Below are 19,600 nucleotides of genomic sequence, written 5' to 3' on the forward strand. Positions count from 1 at the left end.
CGACAGCGCGACCGGCGTCAACAACATCCCCCTCGCGGTCCGCCTGACCGGCGACCTCGACATCGACGCCCTGCGCCAGGCCGTCGCCGATGTGGTCGACCGGCACGAGGTGCTGCGCACCGTCTACCCGGAGACCGCCGACGGCCAGGGTGTGCAGGTCGTGCTGCCCGTCGGGCAGATGCCGATCTCGCTGCACCCGATCACCGTCGGCGAGGACGAGATCCGTGATCGCATCAGCGAACTCGTGCTCGCCGGATTCGACGTGACCGCCGAGGTCCCGGTGCGCGCCGAACTGTTGCGCGTCGCCGGCTCGATGGACGGCTCGCACCCCGACACCCACGTGCTGGTCTTCGTCGTGCACCACATCTCCGGCGACGGTTGGTCGGTGCGCCCGCTGGCCCGCGACGTGATGATCGCCTACGCCGCCCGCTCGCGCGGTGAGGCGCCCGGCTGGACCCCGCTGCCCGTGCAGTACGCCGACTTCGCCCTGTGGCAGCGCGAAACGCTGGGCGCCGAAGCCGATTCGGCGTCGATGATCGCGCAGCAGGTGGCCTACTGGTCGCAGAACCTGGCCGGGCTGCCCGACCAGCTCGACCTGCCCGCCGACCGGGCCCGTCCCGCCGTCGCGTCCAATCGCGGTGGCGTGCACGAGTTCTCGATCGACCCGGCCCTGTCCGCCGGACTCAACGCGCTCGCCCGCGAACACGGCGCCAGCCTGTTCATGGTCGTGCACGCCGCGTTCGCCGCACTGCTGGCCCGCCTGTCGGGCAGCGACGACATCGCCATCGGCACCGCCGTCGCCGGTCGTGGTGAAGCGGTGCTCGACGACGCCATCGGCATGTTCGTCAACACCCTGGTCCTGCGCAGCGCCGTCGACCCGGCCCAGCCGTTCACCGAGCTGCTCGACCGGACCAGGGAGAACGACCTCGCCGCCTTCGGTCACGCCGACCTGCCGTTCGAGCGGCTCGTGGAGATCCTCAACCCGGCCCGTTCGCAGGCCCGCCACCCGCTGTTCCAGGTGATGCTGTCCTTCCAGAACACAGGTGAGGCCTCCTTCGAACTGCCCGGCCTCGAGGTCGCGGGTGTGCCCCTCGACGTGGTCACCGCCAAGTTCGATCTGCACCTGAACCTGGCCGATCGCCACCGCGCCGACGGTTCCGCCGACGGCATGACCGCCGAATTCGCCTACGCCACGGACATGTTCGACGCCGACACCATCGCCGCCCTCGCACAGCGCCTGGTGCGGATGCTGACCGCGGTCGTGGCCAAGCCCACCCGCGCGATCGGCGAGGTCGACCTGCTGGCCCCGGCCGAATACCGCCAGGTGGTCACCGACTGGAACGCCACCGAGCACCCGGTCGACCAGGCCGCCACGCTGGTGTCGATGTTCGAGGCACAGGCCGCGACCAGCCCGAACGCGACCGCCCTCACGTTCGAGGGGACGAGTCTGTCCTACCGCGAGTTCACCGCGCAGGTGAACCGCCTCGCCCGTCATCTCATCGCCCAGGGTGTCGGCCCGGACACCATGGTCGCGCTCGGCATGCGCCGCTCGCTCGATCTGGTGATCGGCATGTACGCGGTGAGCGTGGCCGGTGGCGCCTACGTGCCGCTGGACCCCGACCACCCGGCCGAGCGCACCCACTACGTGCTCGAGACCGCGGCGCCGGTGTGCGTATTGACCACTGTCCGTGACGAATTCGACGCCGGTTCGACCACGGCGCTCAACATCGAACGCCTGGATCTCTCGGGCTACTCGGATGCGCCGGTCACCGATGCCGAGCGCATCGCGCCGTTGCGTCCGGAGAACACGGCGTATGTGATCTTCACGTCGGGTTCGACGGGTCGTCCGAAGGGTGTGGCGGTCAGCCACGGCGCGATCGTCAACCGTTTGGTGTGGATGCAGCAGGCGTACGGCCTGGCCGAAGCCGATGTGGTCTTGCAGAAGACGCCGGCGACGTTCGACGTGTCGGTGTGGGAGTTCTTCTGGCCCTTGCAGATCGGCGCGAAGCTGGTTGTCGCGAAGCCCGACGGTCACCGCGATCCGGCCTACCTGGCCGAGATCATCGCCACCGAGGGCGTCACCACCGCGCACTTCGTGCCGTCGATGATGTCGGTGTTCGTCGCCGAACTCGCCGAGTCCGCCGCTGTCGCGCTCGCCGACGGTCGGGAGATCTCGAGCAGCCTGCGCCTGGTGTTCGCCTCGGGTGAGGCGCTGCCCGCGCCGACCGCGCAGCGGATGCGCGCCCTCACCGGCGCGGCCCTGCACAACCTGTACGGCCCCACCGAAGCCGCCGTCGACGTCACCTTCCACGAGGTCACCGACGCCGACACCACCTCGGTGCCGATCGGTGCGCCGGTCTTCAACACCCAGGTGTACGTGCTGGATTCGCGTCTGCACCCGACACCCGTCGGCGTTCCCGGCGAGCTGTACCTGGCCGGTGTCCAGCTGGCGCGCGGTTACGTCAACCGTCCCGACCTCACCGCCGACCGCTTCGTCGCCGACCCGTTCGGAACCGACGGCGAACGCATGTACCGCACCGGCGACCTCGTCGCCTGGACCGCCGACGGCGAGCTGGAATACCTGGGCCGCACCGACTTCCAGGTGAAGCTGCGTGGTCTGCGCATCGAACTCGGCGAGATCGAGTCCGCGCTCACCGCGCTGCCCTCGATCGCCCAGTCGGTGGTCGTGGTCCGCTCCGACGAGCGCCTCGGTGACCAGCTGGTCGGCTACCTGATCCCGGCGGCCGGTACGAGCATCGACCTCGATGCCGTGCGCACCGAACTCGGCGGCGCGCTGCCGGCCTACATGGTCCCCACCGCCTTCGTGATCCTGGATGCCTTCCCGCTCAACGCTTCCGGCAAGCTCGACCGCAAGGCGCTGCCCGCGCCGGTGTTCGAGGCCAAGGTGTTCCGCGCGGCGTCCACCCCGATCGAAGAGATCGTGGCGGGCACCTTCGGCGACGTGCTCGGCGTGACCCGCGTCGGCGCCGACGACGACTTCTTCGAACTCGGCGGCAACTCGCTGCTGGCCACCCAGGTCACCGCCCGCATCGGTGCGGCCCTGGACACCCAGCTCTCGGTGCGCGACCTGTTCGAGGCCTCGACGGTCTCCGCACTGGCCGCCCGCGCCGAGCACAACGCGGGCTCCGGACGGACCCGTCCGCGCCTGACCGCGGGGGAGCGGCCCGCCGTCATACCGCTCTCGCCCGCCCAGCAGCGCTACTGGTTCCTCAACCAGTTCGACACGTCCACCTCCGCGGTCGACAACATCCCCCTGGCCGTCCGCCTCACCGGCGAACTCGACGTGCCCGCGCTCGAGCAGGCCATCGGCGACGTGTTCGCCCGCCACGAAATGCTGCGCACCACCTACCCGGGCTCGCCCGACGGCCCGCACCAGGTGATCCTGCCCGTCTCGCAGAGTCGCGCCGTGGTGCACCACATCGCGGTCACCGAGGCCGAATTGCTCGGCAGCGTCATCGAATTCGCGATGACCACCTTCGACGTCACCCACGAGGTGCCGCTCAAGGTCGCGCTGTTCGAACTGCACGAGACCGACCACGTGCTGGCGTTCACCGTGCACCACGTCTCCGCCGACGGTTCCTCGATGGGCCCGCTGGCTCGCGACATCATGGCCGCCTACGTGGCCCGCGTGCAGGGCGAGGCCCCGCAGTGGGCGCCGCTGCCCGTGCAGTACGCCGACTACGCGCTGTGGCAGCGCGAGGTCCTCGGCGACGAGACCGATCCCGAATCCCTCGCCGCCAAGCAGGTCGCCTACTGGAGCGAAGCGCTGGCCGGTCTGCCCGACCAGCTCGAACTGCCCGCCGACCGGCCGCGCCCACCCGCGCAGTCGTTCCAGGGCCAGGCCATCCGCTTCGAGATCGACCCGACCCGGCACGCGGCCCTGCACGACCTGGCACGGGCGAACAACGCCTCGCTGTTCATGGTCGTGCACGCCGCGCTCGCGGTGCTGCTCGCTCGCCTGTCCGGCACCGACGACATCGCCGTCGGCACCCCGATCGCCGGCCGTGGCGAGCGTGAGCTCGACGACCTGATCGGCATGTTCGTCAACACCCTGGTGTTCCGCACCGCCGTCGACTCCGGCGCCTCCTTCGCCGAACTGCTCGCCGATGTGCGCAACCGCGACCTGGAAGCCTTCGCCAACGCCGACGTACCGTTCGAGCGGCTGGTCGAGGTGCTCAACCCGGTCCGCTCCACCGCGCGCAATCCGCTGTTCCAGGTGGGCCTGTCGTTCCAGAACCTGGCCGACACCACCTTCGAACTGCCCGGCCTGACCGTCAGCGCCGTCGACTACGACTCGCAGCTGGCCAAGACCGACCTGCACGTCACCCTCTACGACCGCTACACCGACGACGGCGCACCGGCCCAGCTGGTCACCGAATTCGGTTACGCCATCGACCTGTTCGACGAGTCGACCGTCCAGAGCTTCGCCGACCGCTTCCTGCTGGTGCTCGACGCGGTCGCCGCCGACGCCACCATCGCGGTCGGCGATATCGACCTGCTCACCACGCCGGAATCCGAGCGGATCGTCACGGCGTGGAACGACACCGCGCACGCGGTCGACACCGACGCCACCCTGGTGTCGCTGCTCGATGCGACAGTGGCGGCCACTCCCGAGGCCATCGCGCTGGTCGTGGACGAGTCGGAATCCGAAGCGGTTGCCGCCGGCGCCGAATCCGGTAGTGGCACCGCTGCAGTCGGTCGGACGGTCGCAGGACGCCGCGAGCTGACCTACGCCGAGCTCGACGCCGAGGTCAACCGTCTCGCGCGGCACCTGATCTCGCGCGGGATCGGCACCGAAGACCGGGTGGCTCTTGCCATCCGCCGTTCCGCCGAGCTGATCATCGCGATGTACGCGGTGGCCCGCACGGGCGCGGCCTATGTGCCGATCGACCCGGATCAGCCTGCCGAGCGCACCGACTACATCCTGGAGACGGCCGCACCGGCTGTCGTGCTGACGACGGCGAACGCCGAATTCAGCACGGCGGCAGCCGAAGTTGTGGTCCTCGATGACCTCGACCTGAGCGATGTCAGCGCTGAGGAGATCACCGGGCGCACCCTGGTCCCCGCGAACACCGCGTACGTCATCTTCACGTCCGGCTCGACCGGCAAGCCCAAGGGTGTGGCGGTCTCGCACGGCGCGATCGTCAACCAGTTGCTGTGGGAGACGGCCGAATTCGGTATCGGCGCCGACGACGCGGTGCTGCTCAAGACGGCCGCCACCTTCGACCTCTCGGTCTGGGAGTTCTGGACCGCCGCCGTCGCGGGCGCCCGCCTGGTGGTCGCCACCGCCGACGGCCACCGTGACCCGGCCTACCTCAACGACCTGATGCGGGCCGCCGGCGTCACCACGCTGCACGTGGTGCCGTCGATGCTCGACGCCTTGCTCACCGAATCCGGTGCGGCACTACCGCGTACGTTGCGCCGGGTCCTCGCCATCGGTGAGGCGCTGCCCGCCGCGACCGCGCAGCGTTTCCGCACGGCGAACACCGCCGTGCTGTTCAACCTGTACGGACCGACCGAGGCCGCGGTCTCGATCACCAGCCACGCGGTCACCGACGCGGACACGGTGTCGGTCTCGATCGGCGCACCGGAGTGGAACAGCCGTGTCTACGTGCTGGATTCGCGCCTGCGCCCGGTTCCGGTGGGTGTCTCCGGCGAGCTGTACCTGGCCGGCGCCCAGCTGGCCCGCGGCTACTACGGTCGCGCCGACCTGACCGCCGACCGCTTCGTCGCCGACCCGTTCTCGGTGACCGGCGAGCGCATGTACCGCACCGGCGACCTCGTCGCCTGGAACGCCGACGGCGAGCTCGACTACCGCGGCCGCACCGACTTCCAGGTGAAGATCCGCGGCTTCCGCATCGAACTCGGCGAGATCGAGGCCGCGCTGCTGCGTCAGGCCGGTATCACCTCCGCCGCTGTCCTGGCCCACACCGATCCCGTGGTCGGCGACCGCCTGGTCGCCTACGTCGTGGCCGGCGATGTGGTCGACAAGCTGGCCCTGCGTGCCGCGCTGGCCGCCGAGCTGCCGTCGTACATGGTTCCGACCGTGTTCCTGCAGCTCGACGCGCTGCCGCTCAACGCCAACGGCAAGCTCGACCGCAAGGCCCTGCCGGAGCCCGAGGTCGAGAAGGCCGTGTTCCGCGCGCCGGTGAGCCCGAGCGAACAGCTCGTCGCCGCCACCTTCGCCGAGGTCCTTCGCCTCGACGCCGACAAGCGCTTCGGCCTCGACGACGACTTCTTCGCCTGGGGCGGTAACTCGCTGCTGGCCACGCAGGTCGCCGCCCGCCTCGGCGCGGCACTCGACACCCGCATCCCCGTGCGGCTGCTGTTCGAGGCGTCCACGGTGGCCGCACTGGCCCAGCGGGTCGAGCAGCATGCCGAGACCGGTGACCGTAAGGCGCTGACCGCGGGTCCGCGCCCCGCGCACATCCCGCTCTCGCTCGCGCAGCAGCGGATGTGGTTCCTCAACCGCTTCGACACCCAGTCGGCCGCCTACAACGTGCCCGTCGCGGTCCGCCTCACCGGCGACCTCGACGTGAACGCGCTGCGTGCGGCGGTCACCGACCTGGTGACCCGCCACGAGATCCTGCGCACGATCTACCCGCAGACCGAAGCCGGTGCGGCACAGGTGATCCTGTCGCCCGCGCAGGCCGCGCCGGAACTGATCGAACGCACCGTCGCCGCCGACCAGGTGGAAACGGCTGTGGCGGAACTGATGTCGACGATGTTCGACGTCACCGTCGAGGTCCCCCTCAAGGTGGCGCTATTCCGCGTCGAGAACGCTGTATCCGATGGCGATGCTCTCGAGGGCCCTGCGTGGTCACGCTCCGCTACCGCCTCCGGGCCCGCCGGGAGCATCGCGGGCGACTTCGTGCTCGCCCTCGTGGTGCATCACATCTCCGGTGACGGTTCCTCGGTCGCCCCGCTGACCCGCGACCTGATGACCGCCTACGCGGCCCGTTCGATGGGCTCCGAGCCCGGCTGGGCCCCGCTGGCCGTGCAGTACGCGGACTACAGCATCTGGCAGCGCGACCTCCTCGGCAGCGAGGACGACGCCGACTCGATGGCGTCCAAGCAGGTCGCGCACTGGAAGCAGGCCCTCGCGGACCTGCCCGATCAGCTCGACCTGCCCGCCGACCGTCCGCGCCCCGCGGTGCAGACCTTCGCCGGCAGCAAGGTCGATGTCCAGATCGACGCCGACACCCATCGTGCGCTGGTCGAGCTGGCCCGTGCCGAGGGCGCGACGCTGTTCATGGTCGTGCACACCGCCCTCGCGGTGCTGCTGGCCCGCCTGTCCGGCACCGACGACATCGCCATCGGCACCCCGATGGCCGGACGTGGCGAAGCGGCGCTCGACGACATGATCGGCATGTTCGTCAACACCCTGGTGTTCCGCACCAAGGTCGACGGCGGCGAAGCGTTCACCGAACTGCTGGCCCGCCAGCGCGAAGACGACATCGCGGCGTTCGCCAACGCCGACGTGCCGTTCGAGCGTCTCGTCGAGGTGCTCAACCCGGTGCGCTCCACCGCGCGTCACCCGCTGTTCCAGGTCGGCCTGTCGTTCCAGAACCTCAGCCGCGCCACCCTGGAACTGCCGGGCCTGACCGTCTCCGGCCTCGACATCGCCACCGAGCTGTCGCAGTTCGATCTGCACCTGATCGCCACCGACCGCTACGGCGATGCCGGTGAGCCCGAAGGTATCTCGGGTCTGTTCACCTACGCCACCGACCTGTTCGACCACGCCACGGTCGAAGGCTTCGTGGAGCGGTTCGCCCGCCTGCTCGGCGCGATCGTCGCCACCCCGCGAACCGCGGTCGGCGATATCGAGCTGTTGGCCCCGGCCGAACGCACCCAGATCCTCGACGCCCGCAACGCCACCACCTACTCGGTCGACACCGAGGCCACCCTGGTCTCGCTGCTCGACGCGACGGTGGCCGCCGATCCGAAGTCGACCGCGCTGGTCACCGACGACGGCGCGCAGCTCACCTACGCCGAACTCGACGCGAAGGTGAACCGTCTCGCGCGGCACCTGATCTCGCGCGGTGTGGGCCCGGAGTCCCGTGTCGCGCTGGCGATGCGCCGCTCCGTGGACCTGGTTGTCGCGATGTACGCGGTGGCCAAATCCGGCGGCGCGTACGTGCCGGTCGACCCCGATCAGGCGGCCGAGCGCACCGACTACATCCTCGAGACGGCGGCACCGGTCTGCGTGCTGACCAACGCCGAGTTCGGCACCGACGTCGCACCGGTGGTTCGCGTCGACGAGCTCGACCTCGAATCGCTGAGCGCGGCACCGATTTCCGATACCGAGCGCACCGAACCGCTGCGTCCAAACAACACCGCCTACGTGATCTTCACGTCCGGCTCCACCGGGCGCCCCAAGGGGGTCGCCGTTCCTCACCAATCCATCGCCAACCAGCTGCAGTGGAAGCTGATCGAGTTCGGCATGGACGCCGCCGACGCGGTGCTGCTCAAGACCGCCGCCACCTTCGACCTCTCGGTCTGGGAGTTCTGGTCGGCCGCGGTCTGCGGTGGTCGCCTGGTGATCGCCTCGGCCGACGGTCATCGTGACCCGGCCTACCTCAACGAGCTGATGGCCCGCGAATGGGTCACCACTCTGCATGTGGTGCCGTCGATGCTCGACGCGCTGCTGGCCTCGGGGATGCCCGATTCGCTGTGGCGGGTCCTCGCCATCGGTGAGGCGCTGCCGGGTTCGCTGGCCCAGCGTTTCCGCGCGGAGTTCAGCCGCACCGAGCTGTTCAACCTGTACGGCCCGACCGAGGCCGCGGTCTCGATCACCTCGCACCGGGTGAACGCCGCCGACCAGGTGTCGGTCTCCATCGGCTCGCCCGAGTGGAACAGCCAGGTCTACGTGCTCGACGAGCGTCTGCGCCCGGTGCCCGACGGTGTCGCCGGTGAGCTGTACCTGGCAGGCGCGCAGCTGGCTCGCGGCTACTACGGTCGCCCCGACCTGACCGCCGACCGCTTCGTGGCCAACCCGTTCACCCCGGGTACTCGCATGTACCGCACCGGTGACCTGGTGGCCTGGCACAACCGCGAGCTCGACTACCGCGGCCGCACCGACTTCCAGGTGAAGATCCGCGGCTTCCGGATCGAGCTCGGCGAGATCGAGGCCGCGCTGCTCGCGCTGCCCGAGATCGCCCAGACCGCGGTGATCGCCAAGTCCGATCCGCGCACCGGTGACCGTCTGGTCGCCTACCTGGTCGGCTCGGATATCGAGGTGGCGCAGGTCAAGTCGACGCTGGCCGCCGGGCTGCCGTCGTACATGGTGCCCGCCGCGTTCGTCGTCATGGATGCGCTGCCGCTGAATGTCAACGGCAAGCTCGACCGCAAGGCGCTGCCGGAGCCGGAGTTCGAGGCACAGACCTTCCGCGCGCCGTCGACCCCGATCGAGGAGATCGTGGCCGGCGTGTTCGCCGATGTTCTCGGCGCCGAGCGCGTCGGTGCCGACGACGACTTCTTCGCCCTCGGCGGCAACTCGCTGCTGGCCACCCAGGTGGCGGCCCGCCTCGGCGCCGCCCTGGACAGCCGGGTGCCCGTGCGCCTGCTGTTCGAGGCGTCGACGGTGGCCGGACTCGCGGTGAAGGTCGAGCAGGGTGCGGGTGCCGGTGGGCGTCGCGCGCTGGTCGCCGCTGCGCGCCCGGACCAGGTGCCGCTGTCGCTCGCACAGCAGCGCATGTGGTTCCTGAACCAGTTCGACACTGCCTCTTCGGTGAACAACATCCCTGTCGCCGTCCGCCTGTCGGGCGCGCTGGATGTCGAGGCATTGCAGCTGGCAGTCGCCGATGTGCTCGCGCGGCACGAGACCCTGCGCACGGTGTACCCGTCGACCGACGGCACACCGCACCAGGTGATCCTGCCGGTCGAAGGCAACGTCCCAGATCTGACGCCGGAAACCGTTGCCCCCGAACAGGTGCGCGACAAGATCGCCGAGCTGATCACCACCGGTTTCGACGTGATCGACGAAGTTCCGTTGCGCGCGAAGCTCATGCAGGTCGCCGACGAGGAGTTCGTCCTCGTCTTCGTGGCCCACCACATCAGCGCCGACGGCTGGTCCATGGGCCCGCTGACCCGCGACGTGATGATCGCCTACGCCGCCCGTGCCACCGGTGAAGCACCGGGCTGGGCGCCGATGCCGGTGCAGTACGCCGACTTCAGCGTCTGGCAGCGCGAGGTGCTCGGCGCCGAGACCGACGAGACCAGCCTCATCGCCCAGCAGGCCGACTACTGGAAGCGCGCGCTCGCCGGTGTGCCCGACGAGCTGAACCTGCCGCTGGATCGGCCGCGTCCCAGCACGCAGTCCTTCGCCGGCGGCCGGGTGCTGTTCCCGATCGGTGGTGACATCCACGCCGGACTGTCCGCCATCGCTCGCGAGCAGAACGCGACGCTGTTCATGGTCGTGCACACCGCGCTGGCGGTCTTCCTGGCGCGCATGTCGGGCACCGAGGACATCGTCATCGGCACCCCGATCGCGGGCCGTGGCGAGGCCGAACTCGACGACGTGATCGGCATGTTCGTCAACACCCTCGCCCTGCGCACGCAGGTCGGCGGACAGCTCACCTTCGCCGAGCTGTTGACCCAGGCCAAGGAAGCCGACCTGGCCGCCTTCGCTCACGCCGACATCCCGTTCGAACGTCTGGTGGAACTGCTCAACCCCGAGCGCTCCACCGCGCGGCACCCGCTGTTCCAGGTGGCGCTGTCGTTCGAGAACCTGCCCGACGCAGGCTTCGAGCTGCCCGGCCTGTCGGTCTCGGCCGTCGACTTCGACGTCGACACCGCCAAGTTCGACCTGCTGCTCACCGTGCGGGAAGCGGCAGCAGGCGACGACGCGGGCGCCTACGCCGAGTTCTCCTACGCCAGTGCGCTGTTCGACCGGTCGACGGTGGAGAAGTTCGCGCAGCGCTTCCAGCGTCTGCTCGCCGAGGTCGTCGCCGACACCACCACCCCGGTCGGTGACCTCGAACTCCTCGACAGCGTCGAGCGCACCGAACTGCTCACCCGCACAGGCGGTCCCGCCGCCGCGGTGAGCACCCTGCCGGAGCTGCTGGCCCAGGCTGTGGCGACCAACCCGACCGGTCAGGCCATCGTGGCGCCGGGCGAGTCGGCCTCGCTGACCTACGCCGAGCTCGACGCGGCATCCTCGCGCCTGGCGCGGGTGCTCATCGAGCGCGGTGCGGCACCGGAGACCGTCGTCGCCATCGCCATGCAGCGTTCACTCGACACCACCCTCGCCATCTGGGCCGTCAGCAAGACCGGTGCGGCGTTCCTGCCGGTCGACCCGAAGTACCCGGCCGAGCGCATCGCGCACATGATGTCGGACTCCGGTGCGGCACTGGGCATCACGGTGTCGGCCGAGGTCGACCACCTGCCCGCGCCCGCGCTGGGCGACTGGCTCACTCTCGACGACGCGGCCACCGAGGCCGCGATCGCCGCGCAGTCCGATGCCGAGCTCACCGAGGCCGATCGCCGTGGCGCGGTCCGCCCCGGCAACACGGCCTACATGATCTACACCTCGGGTTCGACGGGTCTGCCCAAGGGCGTCGTCGTCACCCACGCCGGTGTGCCCAACTTCGCCGCCGCCCAGGTCGCGCAGTTCGGCCTCGACAAGAACGCGCGGACCCTGGCGTTCGCGTCACCGTCGTTCGACGCGTCGATCCTCGAGTTCCTCCTGGCCGTCGGCTCGGCGGGCACCCTGGTGATCACGCCGGTCGGTGTGGTCGGTGGCGAGGAACTGGCCGACATCATCGCCGGCCAGCAGCTGACCCATGTGTTCCTCACCCCGCTGGTCGCGGCGTCGATGGAACCCGCGGCACTGGCCGGGCTCGAAGCGCTGATCGTCGGTGGCGACAAAGCCCCCGTCGACTTGGTCGCGAACTGGCACAGCGCGGGTACCGACCCGGCGCTGCACCGGTTCTACAACGCCTACGGTCCGACCGAGGCGACCATCGCCACCAACCTGTCCGATCCGCTGCTGCCGGGCGACACCATGAACATCGGTGGCCCGATCGCGGGCGCGACCGTGTACGTGCTCGACAGCCGCCTGCACCCGGTCCCCGAGGGCGTGGCCGGTGAGCTGTACCTGGGCGGTGTGCCGCTGGCGCGGGGCTACCACGCGCGCCACGGCCTCACCGCCGAGCGTTTCGTGGCCAGCCCGTACGCGGCAGGCGAGCGCCTGTACCGCACCGGTGACGTCGTCGCCTGGCGCACGGTGCACGGCAAGCCGGTCGTGGAATACGTGGGCCGCAACGACTTCCAGGTGAAGATCCGCGGCTTCCGCATCGAACTGGGCGAGATCGACGCGGTCCTCACCGCGCACGACGACGTCGAGTTCGCCGCCACCATCGGCCGCAAGACCGACGCGGGCGCCACCATCCTGGTGTCCTACGTCCGCGGCAACGTGGACCCGGCCGCCCTGGTCGAGTACGCGGCGCAGCACCTGCCCGCGCACATGGTGCCCGCCGCCGTGATGGTCCTCGACGAGATCCCGCTGACCCCCGCGGGCAAGCTGGACCGGCGCGCACTGCCCGAGCCGGTCCTGGCCCCGCGCGAGTTCCGCACGCCGACCAGCGAAGTCGAGGCGATCATCGCGACCGTCTTCGCCGAGGTGCTCGGTGTGGACGCCGTCGGCCTCGACGATTCGTTCTTCGCTCTCGGCGGCGACTCGATCCTGTCCATCCAGCTGGTCTCGCGGGCCAAGGACCGCGGCGTGCTCTTCAAGCCGCGCGATGTGTTCGACAAGCGCAGCGTCGCAGGGCTCGCCGAGATCGCTGTGCTGGCGGGCGACGCCGAACAGATCGTGCTCGAGGAGCTGCCGGGAGGCGGCGTCGGCGATATCCCGATGCTGCCGATCATGCGCCAGATCCTGGCGAGCGGTTCCACCTACGACCGGTTCTCCCAGTCGATGGTGCTTCGCCTGCCCGACAACATCACCGCCGATGTCCTGCACGCCACCATCGGTGCGGTCTTCGACCACCACGATGTGCTGCGTTCGCGGGTCGCGAAGGATCCCGAGAACGGTTGGATCTTCGAGGCGTTGGCGCCGGGTGAGGTCGACGTGACCACCCTCGTGCGTCGGGTCGAGGTGTCCGGCGACATCGCCGACGACCAGCTGTCCAAGCTGGCCAGTGTCGAATACGACGAGGCGATGGGTCGTCTCGACCCCGCGAACGCCGCCATGGTGCAGTTCGTCTGGTTCGCCTTCGGCGACAACGCCGACGGACCGCGCCGCCGCGACGCACTGCTCATCGTCGGCCACCACTTCGTGATCGACGGCGTCTCCTGGCGCATCCTGATCCCGGACCTCGGCATGGCCTGGGGTCAGATCGCGGCGGGCCAGCAGGTCACGCTGCCGGTCAACGGCACCTCGATGCGTCGCTGGGCGCACAGCCTGGTCGAGCAGTCGACGGATCGTCGCGCGGAACTGCCGTTCTGGCGCGAGGTTTCGGCCACCGCCGATCCGCAGCTTGGCGCGCGGGCGTTCGACCCGCAGGTGGACACCTTCGCCACCGTCGACCGGGTGCAGGTCACCCTGTCGCCCGAGGTCACCGACGCGGTCCTCACCGCGATCCCCGGCCTCTACCACGGCGGCGTCAACGACGGTCTGCTCACCGCGCTCGCACTGGCCGTATCCCGGTGGCGTGGTGACGAATCCGGTACCGCGGCACTGATCAAGCTGGAAGGCCACGGCCGCCAGGAAGAGATCGTCGCCGGTGCGGATCTGTCGCGCACCGTCGGCTGGTTCACCACCGCCTTCCCGGTCCGGCTCGACCTGGCCGGCGCCGACCTCGACGACGCGTTCGCCGGTGGCGCCGTGCTCGGTGACGTCATCAAATCGGTCAAGGAGCAGATGCTCGCGGTGCCGGACAAGGGCATCGGCTTCGGCATGCTGAAGTACCTCGACGGTGCCGACCTGCCGAGCGTGGGCCAGATCAGCTTCAACTACCTCGGTCGCGCGACCGCCGGTGAGATCCCCACCGAGCTCGCCGAACTCGGCTGGGTGCCGGTGGCGGATCTGGGCCGGCTCGACGCCGAGATGGACCTCGACATGCCCGCCAACGCGACCCTGGACATCAACGCCATCGTCAACGACGGCGACGAGGGACCGCAGCTCGGCGCGAACATCGCGTTCCCGAAGGGTCTGCTCACCGCCGACCAGGCGCAGGAGTTCGCCGACCTGTTCGTGGCGGCGCTCACCGCGCTCGCCACGCATGCCCAGCGTGCCGACGCGGGTGGCTTCACCCCGTCCGACATGTCCCTGATCCGGGTCGGCCAGTCCGATCTCGAGCTGTGGGAGCGCGACTACCCGGCGCTGTCGGAGGTGTGGCCGCTCTCGCCGCTGCAGGCGGGCCTGATGTTCCACGCCATGCTCAGCTCGGCGACCGTCGACGTCTACACCGTGCAGGCCGTCCTCGACCTGACCGGCACCCTCGACACCGAGCGGCTGCGCGGCGCGGCCCAGGCCGTGCTCGACCGGTACCCGAACCTGCGGACCGCGTTCGTCACCGATTCGGCCGGTCAGCCGGTGCAGGTGGTGCTGTCCGAGCTCGAGGTGCCGTGGCGCGAGGTCGACCTCACCGACCTGCCCGAAGACGAGCGGATGCCGCGCATGCGGCAACTGTTGCGCGCCGACCAGGCGAACCAGTTCGACATGGCCACCGCGCCGCTGATCCGCTTCGGTCTCTACAAGATCGACGAGGAGCACTCGCACCTGGCGATCACCGTCCACCACATCCTGGTCGACGGCTGGTCCATGCCGCTGCTCATGCGCGACCTGCTCGTCCTCTACGCGGTCCACGGCGACCTCACCGCGCTCCCGCGGGTGGCGTCCTACCGCAACTTCCTGTCCTGGCTCTCGGGCTGGGATCGCGAAGTGTCGCTGCAGGTGTGGGCCGACGCGCTGGCCGGGGTCGAAGGCCCCACCCAGCTCGCGCCCGCGCCGCGCACCGAGGAGCGCTACGAGCTCGGCAAGGTCATCGTCGAGATCGACAACGACCGCACCAGGGCGCTCGGCAAGTTCGCCGGCGAGCTCGGTGTCACCGTGAACACGATGCTGCAGACCGCGTGGGGCATCGTCGTCGGTCGCCTCACCGGCCGCGACGACGTGGTGTTCGGCGCGACCGTCTCGGGTCGCCCGGCGGAACTGCCCGGCGTCGAGTCGATGGTCGGCCTGTTCATCAACACCCTGCCCGTGCGCATCCAGATCGACGACCGGATGACCGCGGAGAAGCTCACCCAGCGGGTGCAGTCCGAGCAGGCCGAACTGCTCAGCCACCACTTCGTCGGGCTGTCCGACATCCAGCGGGTGGCGGGCATGGGCTCGCAGTTCGACACGCTGGTGGTGTTCGAGTCCTACCCGATGGACAAGGACGCCGTCACCGCGGCGAGCTCGATCGACGGCATGCAGGTCACCGGTGTGGGCCTCGACGACGCGACCCACTACCCGCTCACGCTGGTGGTGATGGCCGAGTCGACCATCGAGATCACGATGAAGTACCTGACCAGCACCTTCACCGCCGATGAGGTCCGCACGCTGTCGCAGCGCCTGCTGCGGGTGCTCGACGAGTTGCTCGACAACCCGTCCGGTCTGGTCGGCGACATCGACATCCTCGATGCGAGCGAACGCGCTCAGCTGCTCGCCGATTCCGGTGTGACAGCCGCTGTTTCGGCTCCGGTCGCTTCCGGTGTCGGCGCGCAGACGGTGGCCAAGGTGCTCGCCGAGGTCGTCGAAGCCGATCCGCAGGCTCCGGCGCTGCTGCGCGGTGACAGCGAAATCGCCTACAGCGCACTGGATCGCAAGTCCTCGCAGCTGGCCCGCGTGCTCATCGCGCGCGGCGCGGGCCCCGGCGACGTGGTCGCGATCTCGCTGCCGCGCAGCGTGGATTCGGTCCTCGCCGCCTGGGCGGTCCAGAAGGCGGGTGCCGCGGTGCTGTTCGCCGGCGAACTTCCCGGCGTCGAGATCGCCGCCGCCGGAGCTCTTTTCGGTATCAGCGCGACGCCGGTCGCCGGGGTGGCGGGTCAGTGGCTGATCCTGGCCGACGTCGAAGACGAGATCGCCGCGGCCGCGGCCCATCCCGTCTCCTACGCCGACCGAGTCCGCCCCCTGGCCGAGGACCACCCGGCCTTCGTGCAGGTCTGCGGCGAGAACACCACGGTTCTCACCCAGTCCGAAGCGGTGGCCCTCGCCGAGCGCCTGCGCGACGAACACGGCATCGACTACGAAGGCACCACCTACACCACCCACGCCTCCGGCCCGGCCGCGGTCCAGGAATTCCTGGCCTCGTCCACCGCGGGCGCCCTGTCGGTCCTGCCCGACGCCTCGGTCGAAGACGACCTGGCAGAGGGCGAGGTCACGCACTGGTTCGTCGTGGCAGGCGATCCGACCGACGCGGCCGAGGGTGAAGTGACGGTGATCGTCGCCGACTAGTCCGCCGCTACTCGCCTACCGAAGCGCTCGGTAGGCGAGTAGTCCTGGCGGAGGTGCCCTTTTCGGCCCAATCCTGGAGCCACCGATCTCGGACTCCCCGCGATCGACCTCACCGAGGAATTCGTCCGTAAGTACGGCCTGTGATGTAGTTCCCCCCGATGTGACGTGGGGTCCTTCTTTCCGAAATGTGCTCGAAGCAGAACCGGGATAAGGTCCGGGTTCGCTTCGGGAAAAGGAAGGGAGCGGTTGCCATAACGCTTCGGATTTGGCTGAGCAGTGCGGGTGCGGCCAGCGTTCAGGTCATGCGGTTGCTACGGGAGAACCCTGACGGGGTCGAAGTCACTGTTTTCGCCAGCAATGTGGATCCGAGTGCGGCAGCTCTCTCGGCGTGTGATGTGTCGGTGATCGAGCCTCGGTACGTCAGCAACGAGCAGTACGCGCAGTTCGCCCTCGACTACTGCCGGACGCACGGGATCGATGTGCTCATCCCGCCGCGCCGGCTCGATGCGCTGGCGGGCCGCGCGGCGGACTTCGCCGCGGTCGGTACCAGTCTGATGTGTTCGCCGCTGTCCGCGGTGACGGCGCTGACCAGCAAGGTTCTCACCTACGAGATAGCCGGCGCCGCGGGAATTCCCGTGCCGCCATGGCGCGAGGCGGCCGGCGTCGATGAGTTCTACGCGGCTGTCGACGAGCTCTCGCTCACCGGGGAGACGCTGTGCATCAAGCCCAGCGGTGAGTACTCGGCATTCGGCTTCCGCATCCTCGACGACCGCCCGCTGACGATGGCGAACCTGCGGGTCGCGCCCCGGCCGGTGGCCTCGGTCGAGGCGGTCGCGGGGGCGATGCGCCGGGCGGCGGAAGAGGGCGAAGCGGTGCCGCCGCTGCTCGTGATGCCGTTCCTCGAAGGACCGGAGATCAGCATCGACTGCCTCTCCGCTCCGGGAGGCGAACTGCTGATGGGTATTCCGCGGGCCAAGCAGGGACGTTTCCGCATCCTGCTCGACGATCCCGCACTGGTCGACATCGCGCGTCGGCTCGTGCGACATTTCGAACTGGCCTATCTGACGAATGTTCAATTGCGTTATCGCGGTGGCGAACCAGTACTGCTCGAGGCGAATCCACGCCCCTCGGCGGGCTTGTTCCACACATCGTTCGCCGACGTGAACCTGCCATGGGCCGCGGTTCGGCTCCTGCTGCAAGGGGATTCGGGATTGCGCCGACCGCCGCGGCTCGGTGCCTGTCTCGCCGTGGCGGAAGCGGTCATGGAGGTCGCGCCGCAATCGGACAGTCTGTCCCCCGGTGCCGTGCGCAGAAGCGCGGACCTGGTTCCCGGTTGATCGGCTGCTGGAGTCGATCACTCGCCGGTGGTGAACAGGCCCCGGTTCATGGCGACGATGACGGCGTGGGTGCGGTCGTTGACGTCGAGCTTGGCGAAGATGCGGAGTAGATGGGTTTTGACGGTGGCTTCGGCGATGACGAGTCGTCTGCCGATCTCGGGGTTGGAGAGGCCGTCGGCGACCGCGCGGAGGACATCGATTTCGCGGGGGGTCAAGGTGACCGGTTCGGGGCGGCGGATGCGGGCGACCAGGCGTTCGGCGACGCGGGGAGCCAGGACGGTCCGGCCGTGGGCGGCGGCGTGGATGGCGTCGACGAGTTGATCGCGGGTGGTGTCCTTGAGGAGGTAGCCGATGGCGCCCGCTTCGATGGCGCGTTCGATGTCGGCATCGGTGTCGTAGGTGGTGAGAATCAGGACGCGGGTTCCGGTGCGGCGCACGATGTCCCGGGTCGCCGCGACGCCGTCGAGTACCGGCATCCGTAGATCGAGCAGCGCTACATCCGGGGACAGGCGTTCGGCGAGATCGATGGCTTCCGCGCCGTCGGCCGCCTCGCCGACGATCTGGATGGACGGTTCGGCCTGCAACAGCGCGACGAGACCCGCTCGCATCACGAGGTGATCGTCGGCCAGGATCAGGCGTAGGGGCTCGGTCATGTCGGTCCGGTCGAGGGGAGAAGGGCGAAGATCCTGGTGCCCTCGCCGGGCGAGCTCGTGACGGCGAATTCGCCACCGAGTTCGGCCAGCCGGGTGCGCATCCCGTTCAGACCGAATCCGCGAGCCTCGTGCGGTGTGAAACCGATTCCGTCATCGGTGATCTCGAGCTCAGGTCCGGCACCGGTGTGGGAGAGGACCACGCTCACAGTGCTCGCCTTCGCGTGCTTGCTCACGTTGGCCAGGGATTCCTGCGTGCAGCGCAGCAGGCCGATTCTGGTGGGTTGGTCGCAGACGATGTCGGCGAGTTCGGCGTGCACGGTCAGCCCGGTGTCTTCGGCGAAGCTGTCGAGGACCCGACGCAGCGTCTGGGCGATCCCGGTGCTGTCCGCGGGACGTCCGCCGACCAGAACCCTTGCCTCGGTGAGGTTCTCGCGGGCGGTGCGCTCGATCGACAACAGCTGTCTGGCGGTCGCTGCCGGATCGGTGCCGATGCTGTCGCGGGCCGCCTCGGCCAGCACGACGATGGAGGCGAAGCCCTGGGCGAGGGTGTCGTGGATATCGCGGGCGATCCGTTCGCGTTCCTCGGCCGCACCCTGCCGCTGGTGGGCGGCGGCGAGATCGGATTGGGTGCGTTCCAGCTCGGCGCCGAGGGCGCGGGTGCGTTCGGCGCCCTGCCTGATCACCTGGTCCATCCACAGCCCGAGCAGGACGCCGCCCGCGTATCCGAGCAGCGTGAAGGTGGCATTGCCGGGGGAGAAGATCGGACCGGTGAGATTCCCGACGAGGGTGGCTACCGCCGCCGCGCTGAGGTAACCGACCGCGCGGCGCGGCGTCGGAGTGTAGATCCAGAACAGCGGAATCGAGACGATGAAGAATGCCGCGCCGCCTTCGAGCAGGATCGCCGTCACGCCGAGGACGGCGACCAGCAGGCAGAGAAAGCTGGTTGCCCCGACGACGCGGTGGCGCGGAAAGGTCGTCAGCGCCACATAGCTCGTGGCCAGCGCCGTGATCAGGATCCACGTCGAGTACTTCGTCAGATCGGTGCGATCGTGCACCGCGATCACCGGCGGGCCGAGGCCGAACAGCACCCAACATCCGGCATACCACCGGCGCAGGATCTGCGTCCGGGTCGGCCTCTGCTCCATTCC

The 19,600-nt window shown here is 69.5% G+C and carries 4 protein-coding genes (1 of these 4 only partly in view); 2 read left to right on the top strand and 2 right to left on the bottom strand.

All coding sequences use genetic code 11. The annotated features are described in order from the left end of the window. A protein-coding gene (locus ACFVJ5_RS24470; protein WP_379223351.1) for a non-ribosomal peptide synthase/polyketide synthase crosses the window boundary here: on the top strand, window positions 1–16,462 show its end. The gene continues 27,404 nt to the left of window position 1, outside the view; the window shows 16,462 of its 43,866 coding nt (coding positions 27,405–43,866); its start codon lies beyond the left edge, outside the window; the stop codon is at window positions 16,460–16,462. 185 nt (window positions 16,463–16,647) lie between these two features. Further along, the gene (locus tag ACFVJ5_RS24475) at window positions 16,648–17,799 is read left to right on the top strand and encodes an ATP-grasp domain-containing protein (protein WP_379223353.1); all 1,152 of its coding nucleotides are present in this window, start codon (window positions 16,648–16,650) and stop codon (window positions 17,797–17,799) included. A gap of 17 nt (window positions 17,800–17,816) precedes the next feature. On the opposite strand, the gene ACFVJ5_RS24480 is transcribed toward ACFVJ5_RS24475, so the two are convergent. Both ACFVJ5_RS24480 and ACFVJ5_RS24485 read right to left on the bottom strand, forming a co-directional pair. Further along, window positions 17,817–18,452: a response regulator gene (locus ACFVJ5_RS24480; protein ID WP_379223355.1), complete on the bottom strand. Its 636-nt coding sequence runs from the start codon at window positions 18,450–18,452 to the stop codon at window positions 17,817–17,819. Next, window positions 18,449–19,597, bottom strand: coding sequence for a sensor histidine kinase (locus ACFVJ5_RS24485; RefSeq protein WP_379223357.1), 1,149 nt, complete (start codon window positions 19,595–19,597; stop codon window positions 18,449–18,451). Before ACFVJ5_RS24485 ends, ACFVJ5_RS24480 begins: the two co-directional genes overlap by 4 nt. Between the last annotated feature and the right edge of the window lie 3 nt (window positions 19,598–19,600).

Origin of the sequence: Nocardia sp. NPDC127606 (assembly GCF_042671725.1) — a bacterium.
Classification (GTDB): Bacteria; Actinomycetota; Actinomycetes; order Mycobacteriales; family Mycobacteriaceae; genus Nocardia.